Annotated in this window: 6 protein-coding genes; all 6 read right to left on the bottom strand. The window is 69.6% G+C overall.

The window, feature by feature from the left end:
* Window positions 1-111: 111 nt before the first annotated feature.
* Entirely contained in the window at window positions 112-972 is an 861-nt protein-coding gene (locus ACFWJB_RS21080) for a thioesterase family protein (protein ID WP_386923974.1), read from the bottom strand.
* A 77-nt stretch (window positions 973-1,049) separates the two neighbouring features.
* Entirely contained in the window at window positions 1,050-1,709 is a 660-nt protein-coding gene (locus ACFWJB_RS21075) for a trimeric intracellular cation channel family protein (RefSeq protein ID WP_385463374.1), read from the bottom strand.
* 70 nt (window positions 1,710-1,779) lie between these two features.
* A complete protein-coding gene (locus ACFWJB_RS21070; RefSeq protein WP_386923971.1) occupies window positions 1,780-3,402 on the bottom strand; it encodes a dipeptide ABC transporter ATP-binding protein in 1,623 nt (540 codons plus the stop codon).
* The gene (locus ACFWJB_RS21065; protein WP_385463368.1) at window positions 3,399-4,496 is read right to left on the bottom strand and encodes an ABC transporter ATP-binding protein; all 1,098 of its coding nucleotides are present in this window, start codon (window positions 4,494-4,496) and stop codon (window positions 3,399-3,401) included. The genes ACFWJB_RS21070 and ACFWJB_RS21065 overlap by 4 nt, the downstream gene beginning before the upstream one ends.
* The gene (locus ACFWJB_RS21060; protein ID WP_161163154.1) at window positions 4,493-5,500 is read right to left on the bottom strand and encodes an ABC transporter permease; all 1,008 of its coding nucleotides are present in this window, start codon (window positions 5,498-5,500) and stop codon (window positions 4,493-4,495) included. Before ACFWJB_RS21060 ends, ACFWJB_RS21065 begins: the two co-directional genes overlap by 4 nt.
* Window positions 5,501-5,569: 69 nt before the next feature.
* Entirely contained in the window at window positions 5,570-7,342 is a 1,773-nt protein-coding gene (locus ACFWJB_RS21055) for an ABC transporter substrate-binding protein (RefSeq protein ID WP_385463365.1), read from the bottom strand.
* Window positions 7,343-7,372: the final 30 nt, after the last annotated feature.

Genomic DNA, 7,372 nt, shown 5'->3' with positions numbered 1-7,372 from the left:
GGTCTCTAGGGGGCGGCGCGCACCCGCCCCCACGGCGGGGGGGCGCCGCCCCCGTCGCGCCCCCCCGCCCCGGTGTGCGGTGCGAGGGGGCCGACGCCCCCGTGGGGCGCGTCAGCCGAGCCGGACGCGGGCCAGCTGGCGGGACTGGGCCACCAGGCGGTCGGTGCTGTCCCAGACCTCGGCGTCCTCCTCGAGGAAGCCGCCGGCGAGGTTGCGGGTGGTGATGGAGACGCGCAGCGGACCCGGCGCCGGGCGGCAGCGCACGTGCACGGTCAGCTCGACCGTCGGCACCCAGCCCTTCAGCCCGAGCTCGAAGGCGGTCGGCGGCAGCGCGTCCACCGCGAGGAGCAGGGAGAGGGGATCGGAGTCGCGGCCGTCGGCGAGCCCGAACCAGGCCCGCATCTCCCCCTTGCCCGAGGGCTGCCCGAGGGCCCAGCCCAGGGTGGCGGGGTCCAGCTTGAGCATCAGCCGGTCGGCGATGGCGGAGCTGCCCTCCACCGGGGCGGGGCCGTCCTCCGGGCCGAAGCACTCGCTCACCGGCGGGAACACGGGCGCCTTCGCGGACGTGCGGACGTCGTCGGGCAGCGTGTCGAGGTCGCCGTACGAGGCGAGCACGCGGATGCGCTCGACCTCGTTGCCCTCGTCGTCGTACTGGAAGAGGGACGCCTGCCCGGTGGAGAGCGTGCGGCCGGTGCGGACCGTCTCCGTGCGGACGACCGCCGGGCCCGGCTGGGACGCGGTGAGGTAGTGCGCCGAGACGGTGAAGGGGTCGGGGTGCGGCAGGGCGTCCCCGAGGGCGCGACCCAGGACGGCCAGCAGGTAGCCGCCGTTGACGGCGTTGATGATCGTCCAGCCGGCGGAGAGGTCGATGTCGTAGACACCGGGTGCGCGCCGGGTGACGCGGGTGTCCCGGTCGAACTCGCTGTCGCCGATGGTGGCCCGAGTGGCCGGTGCGGAGGCTGCTTCTGGCATGGCTGCACGGTACAACAGGAAACTACTAAGCGGTAGCTTTTCCGAGGTCCCGGGCGCGGACGGTGGCGAGAGACCTCTCACTCCCCCTCGACGACCGTCGACCGCCGGTTCCACGCGCGCGGTGCCCGCCAGTGGTAGCGCAGGGCCAGCAGCCGCAGGACGAAGGCGGTGACCACCGCGAAACCGCTCGTGAACGGGCTCAGCGCGTCGAAGCGGATGCACAGGACGACCATGGTGGCGCCGACGATGGCCGGGACGGCGTACAGGTCGCGGTCCCAGCGCAGCAGCGAGGGCACCTCGTTGGCCAGCACGTCGCGCAGCACACCGCCGCCCACCGCGGTGGCCATGCCCAGACAGGCGGAGGCGGTCAGGCCGAGCCCGTAGTCGTACGCCTTGGTCGTGCCGGCGACGCAGAACAGGCCGAGGCCGGCCGCGTCGAAGACGTTGACGCCGGTCTGGAGGCGCTCGACGTGGGGGTGCAGGAAGAAGACCAGCGCGGTGGCGAGCAGCGGGGTCAGGAAGTAGCCCAGGTCCGAGAACGCGGCGGGCGGCACCGCGCCGATGACCAGGTCCCGGAAGAGCCCGCCGCCCAGCGCGGTGACCTCGGCGAGCACGGCGATGCCGAAGACGTCGAAGTTCTTGCGGACGGCCAGCAGGGCGCCCGAGATGGCGAAGACGAAGATGCCGATCAGGTCGAGCGTGTGCTGCACGGTGGGGCTGAAGAGTTGCTCGTACACCCTGCCATTCTCACCTGCCCGTGAGCCCCCGCCTTACAAACGAAGGCGGGGGCTCACGGGCCGGGCCGGGCTACTTCTTCTTCTTGGCCGGGGGCTCGGCGTCGCCGTCCGTCTCCGCCGCACCGGACGCGGCGGCCTCGGGCTCGTCCGAACCGGCCTCGTCCGCCTCGGGCTCGTCCACCGCCGGCGCCTCGGGAGTGGCCGTGGCCTCGGGAGCGGCCTTCGCCTTGGCGTCGGCCTCCGGCTCGGCGTCGGTCTCCGGCTTCGAGCCGGCTTCCGCCTCCGAGCCGGCCTCCGCTTCGGGAGCGGCCGCCTCGGGCTTCTCGTCCGCGGCCTCCGCCTCCGCGGCCTTCGCCTCCGCGACCACCGCCGCCGAGGCCTCCGCCTTCGCGGCGACCGCGTCGGCGGACTCCGGCTCGGCGCGCTCCGCGTCGGCGGACTCCGGCTCCGTGGCGACCGCCGCCGGGGCTTCCGCCTCCGATGCCTCCGCCTCGGCGGTCTCCGCCTTCACGGGGTCCGCCTTCGTTCCCTCCACCTCCGCGGCCACCGCCGCGGAGGTCTTCGCGGACTCCGCCAGGGCCTCGTCCGGGACCGACTCCGCCGCCTCCTTGGCCGCGGTGAGCAGGACGACGTCCTGCGGGGCCTGGTCCTCGAAGTTCTCCGGGTGGTGGCAGGCCACCTGCTGGCCCGGACGCAGCTCCTTCAGCGGCGGCTCCGTGGTCTTGCAGATCTGCGTCGCCTTCCAGCACCGCGTGTGGAAGCGGCAGCCGCTCGGCGGGGAGATCGGCGAGGGCACGTCGCCGCGCAGCAGGATCCGCTCGCTCTTGGCGCCCCGGCGCTTCGGGTCCGGCACCGGCACCGCCGACATCAGCGCCTTGGTGTACGGGTGCATCGGCGCCTCGTACAGCGAGGTGCGGTCGGCGAGCTCGACGATCTTGCCCAGGTACATCACCGCGATCCGGTCCGAGACGTGCCGGACGACGGACAGGTCGTGCGCGATGATCACGTACGTCAGGCCGAGCTCCTGCTGGAGGTCGTCCATGAGGTTGACGACCTGCGCCTGGATGGACACGTCCAGCGCGGAGACCGGCTCGTCCGCCACGACCAGCTTCGGCTTCAGCGCGAGCGCGCGGGCGATGCCGATGCGCTGGCGCTGACCGCCGGAGAACTCGTGCGGGTAGCGGTTGTAGTGCTCGGGGCTGAGACCCACCAGCTCCAGGAGCCGCTGGACCTCCTTCTTCACCCCGCCCTCGGGCTCCACGCCCTGGAGGCGGAACGGCGCCGAGACGATGCCGCCGATGGTGTGGCGCGGGTTCAGCGAGCCGTACGGGTCCTGGAAGATCATCTGGATGTCCCGCCGCAGCGGGCGCATCCCGGCCGTGTTCAGCCGCGTGATGTCCTTGCCCTCGAAGTGGATCGAGCCGCCCGTCGGGTCCTGGAGCCGGGTGATGACCCGGCCCATGGTCGACTTGCCGCAGCCCGACTCGCCGACCACGCCGAGGGTCTCGCCCTTGCGCACCTCGAAGTCGATGCCGTCGACGGCCTTGACCGCGCCGGCCTGGCGCCGGAGAACGCCCTTGTGGATCGGGAAGTGCTTCTGCAGGCCCTCGACCTTCAGCAGCACCTCACGCTCCTCGGGTGAGGACGCCTGGGCCGGGACCGTCTTCGCGTCCGTCTTCTTCGTATCGCTCACAGCTTCGGCGCAATCTCTTCGGTCCAGATCCGCGTGCGGTCCTCCGGCGAGAGGTGACAGGCGGAGAAGTGCCCGCTGCCGACCACCTCGAGTTCCGGCCGCACGGTACGGGTGACATCGCCCTTGGGGATGTCCGCGTACGGGCAGCGGGGGTGGAAGGCGCAGCCCGAGGGGACGTTGATGAGGCTCGGCGGGGAACCCTTGACCGGGATGAGCCGCTCGGAGGTGTCGCGGTCGATGCGCGGCATCGAGCCGAGCAGGCCCCAGGTGTACGGGTGCTGCGGCCGCTCGAAGACGTCGTCGACCGAACCGCGCTCCACGCACCGGCCGCCGTACATCACCAGGACGTCGTCGGCGATCTCGGCGACCACGCCCAGGTCGTGGGTGATGAGGACGACCGCGGAGCCGAACTCCTTCTGCAGGTCGCGGATGAGGTCGAGGATCTGCGCCTGGACGGTCACGTCCAGGGCGGTCGTCGGCTCGTCCGCGATGAGCAGCTCGGGGTTGTTGACCAGCGCCATGGCGATCATGGCGCGCTGGCGCATACCGCCCGAGAACTCGTGCGGGTAGCTGTCGACCCGCTTGCCGGGCTCGGGGATGCCGACCCGGTCGAGCATCTCGATCGCCCGCTTGCGCGCGGTCTTCCTGTTGACGTCGTGGTGGACCCGGTACGCCTCCACGATCTGGTTGCCGATCGTGTAGTACGGGTGCATCGCGGACAGCGGGTCCTGGAAGATCATCGCCATCTCGCGGCCGCGCAGCCGGCGGACCTCGTCCGGGTCGGCGGAGACGAGCTCCTTGCCGCCGAGCCAGATCTCCCCTGACATCTGCACGTTCTTGCCGCGCGAGCCGAGCCGGTGCAGGCCCATGATCGCCAGCGAGGTGACGGACTTGCCCGATCCCGACTCGCCGACGATGCAGAGGGTCTTGCCCTTCTCCACCTGGAAGCTGAGCCCGTCGACGGACTTGACCAGGCCGTCGTCGGTGGGGAAGTGCACCTTGAGGTCACGGACCGCGAGGAACGCGTCGGGCGCGTTCGACGGCGGGGTCGTGGGCTCACCCACGGCGGCCCCGGTCTTGGAGAGTTCGGTCACGAGAGCCTCACGCGTGGGTCGGCGGCGGCGTACAGCAGGTCCACCAGGAGATTGGCGATCACGACGAAGAAGGCTGCGAGCAGGGTGACGCCGAGGATCGGGGGCAGGTCGTTGTCGGTGATGCCCTGCACCGCGTACTGGCCGATGCCGGGCAGCGAGAACACCTTCTCGGTGATCACGGCGCCGCCGAGCAGCAGGCCGAGGTCCATGCCGAAGACGGTGATGATCGGCGTCAGCGCGGCCCGCAGCCCGTGCCGGGCCACGACTCTGCGCTCCCGCAGGCCCTTGGCGCGGGCCGTGCGGATGAAGTCCTCGTTCATCGTCTCCAGCATGCCGGAGCGGGTGAGCCGCGCGTAGATGGCGGAGTACAGCAGGGCCAGCGAGCACCAGGCCGGGAAGAGCGTGTTGGCCCACTGGGCCGGGTTCTCCGTGAGCGGCACGTAGGTGCGTCCGAAGATCGGCCACTGGAAGGTGAACAGCAGGAGCAGCAGGTTGCCCGTGAAGAACATGGGCAGCGACACACCGGCGAGCGCGACGCCCATGAAGGTGCGGTCGAAGACGCTGCGGGGCTTGAGCGCCGAGATGACGCCGATCAGGACACCGGAGACCAGCCACAGCACGGCGGCGCCGCCGGCCAGCGAGAGGGTCACCGGGAGGCGGGAGGTGAGCTGCGGCCACACCTCGACGTGGTTCTTGAAGGAGTAGCCGAAGCAGGGCGCGTCGCACTGCGCCGTGGTGGGGCCCAGGTTGTAGGTGGCGCCGCTGACGATCCCCTTGATGAAGTGCCAGTACTGGACGTACAGGGGCTCGTCCAGACCGAGGTTCTGCTTGACCGCGAGGATGTCCGCCTTCGTCGGGCTCTTTCCGATGTACTGCTGCGCGAGCTGGTCGGCGGTCTGACCGGCGAGCCGCGGCAGCAGGAAGAAGATCGCGAAGGTGACCGCGGTGACGACCAGCAGCAGGATCACTGCCGCGAACGTCCGACGGAGGATGTACGAGATCACGGGGACCGGCGCTGGTGCCCGCGGGCCGCGAAGCCCGCGGGCACCAATGCCTTCACCTGCCTTCCGGGGCTACTTCTTGGTCGTGCCGATGTTGAGGTAGTCGTACTGACCGCTGAAGGCCGCCGTGGACACCAGGTTGGTGAAGTTGGACGGGCGGTACAGCAGGACCTTGAAGTAGGTCAGCGGGACCATGGTGGCCAGGTCCATCGCACGCTTGTCGATCTGGCCGTACAGCGCGTTGCGCTCGCTGTCGCTCTCGGTGGCGATGGCCTTCTCGAGCGTCTCGTTGATCTGCTTGTCGTTGATGTACGACAGGTTGGTGTTGCCCGAGGCGCCGATGGCGTCACCGTGCAGGATCTGCTGCAGGAAGCCGTAGCCGGACGGCCAGTCGGCACCCCACTGCATCATGTGCAGGCCGATGTTCTGCTTCTTGTCGAACGTCGGCACACCCGCGTAGTCGGTGAAGTACTTGCCCGACGGGTACTGCTTCAGGCTGGCGTTGATGCCGACCTTCTTCAGCGAGGCGATGATCGCGGTGGCCGCGTCGATCTCCTGCGGGCGGTCGCTGCGCGCCGAGATGTTGGTGTTGATGCTGGTCTTGCCGCAGGCCTTCAGCTGCTCCTTGGCCTTGGCGACGTCGCCCTTGTTGCCGTCCGTCGCGTAGGTGTCGGCCTTCGCGTAGCCGGTGATGTCCGGCGGGAGGACGGTGGTGGCGATCTCACCGCGGATCGGGCCGCCGAGGGCGGTCTGCACGGAGACCTTGTCGATGGCGTACTCGACGGCCTTGCGGCACTCGACCTTGTCGAACGGCGCGACCTGCGAGTTGATCGCCATGTAGACCAGGCGGCCACCGTAGGTGTTGTCGGTGTTGGCCTTCAGGGTGGTGTCGTTGACGACCTTCGCCTGCGTCGCGGCCTGGACACCGGTGCCGCCGAGGTCGATCGCGGTGCCGGCCTGGACGTCCTGGTCGATCGTCTCGGCGTTGACCTTGAGCTTGACGACGATCTTCTCCGGGTACTGCTTGCGCAGCGGGTCCGTCTTCGGGTCCCAGTTCTCGTTGCGGACGAGGACGGCCTGCTTGCCCTCCTCGTAGCTCTCGAACTTGTACGAGCCGGAGGACACGATGCTCTTGACGTAGTCGATGCCCTTGTCCTTGGACTGGGGCACCGGCGCGGTCTGCGGAGTGGCGACCAGGTAGTCGAACTCCTGGAAGGACCGGTTGAGGTGGAAGACGATCGTGGTGTCGTCCGGCGTCTGGATGGACTTCAGGCCCTCGGGGCTCTTGTCCTTGTACGGGCCCTTGTACTTGTCGCCGTCCTGCATGAACTGCTGGAAGTAGTTCGGACCGAGGGAGAGCACGTCACGCGCGAAGTTGGAGCGCTCGACCGCGTACTTGACGTCCTTCGCGGTGATCGGGGTGCCGTCCTGGTACTTCAGGCCCGGACGCAGCTTGTACGTCCAGGTCTTGCCGCCGTCGCTCGGCACGCCCTTGCTGGCGGCGAGGTCCGGGACCAGGGTGTTGCCCTTCTCGCCCGCGCCGGGCTGGAAGGTCATCAGCGGGCGGGCGTACAGCCGGCTGAGGTTGTACATGTACGCGTAGTACGTGTTGCCGGGGTCGAAGGAGTCCGGCACGTCCGAGTACTCGTACGTGACCGTTCCACCCTTCTGGGTGGAGGCGTTGACGACACCCTTGGTCGCTGCGTTGGCCTCAGCCGACTTCTTACCGTTGTTGTCCGAGTTGTCATCGGCCTTGCTGCAAGCCGAAAGCAGCAAGCTCGCACTGCCGATGGCCGCGACCGCGGCCAGCGCTGACCTTCGCATGATGGTCTGCTTCCCCTCCATTGTTGGCAAAATCTTTGGGACTCTCGCGGC

The sequence above is a fragment of the Streptomyces sp. NPDC127100 genome (genome assembly GCF_042724095.1).
Taxonomy (GTDB): domain Bacteria; phylum Actinomycetota; class Actinomycetes; order Streptomycetales; family Streptomycetaceae; genus Streptomyces.
This window is presented reverse-complemented; position numbering and strand designations above follow the sequence as displayed.

Excerpts from the sequence above, each read along its gene's own strand:
- ACFWJB_RS21055 (WP_385463365.1), bottom strand. The coding sequence starts at position 7,342 with ATGGAGGGGAAGCAGACCATCATGCGAAGGTCAGCGCTGGCCGCGGTC.
- ACFWJB_RS21080 (WP_386923974.1), bottom strand. The coding sequence starts at position 972 with ATGCCAGAAGCAGCCTCCGCACCGGCCACTCGGGCCACCATCGGCGAC.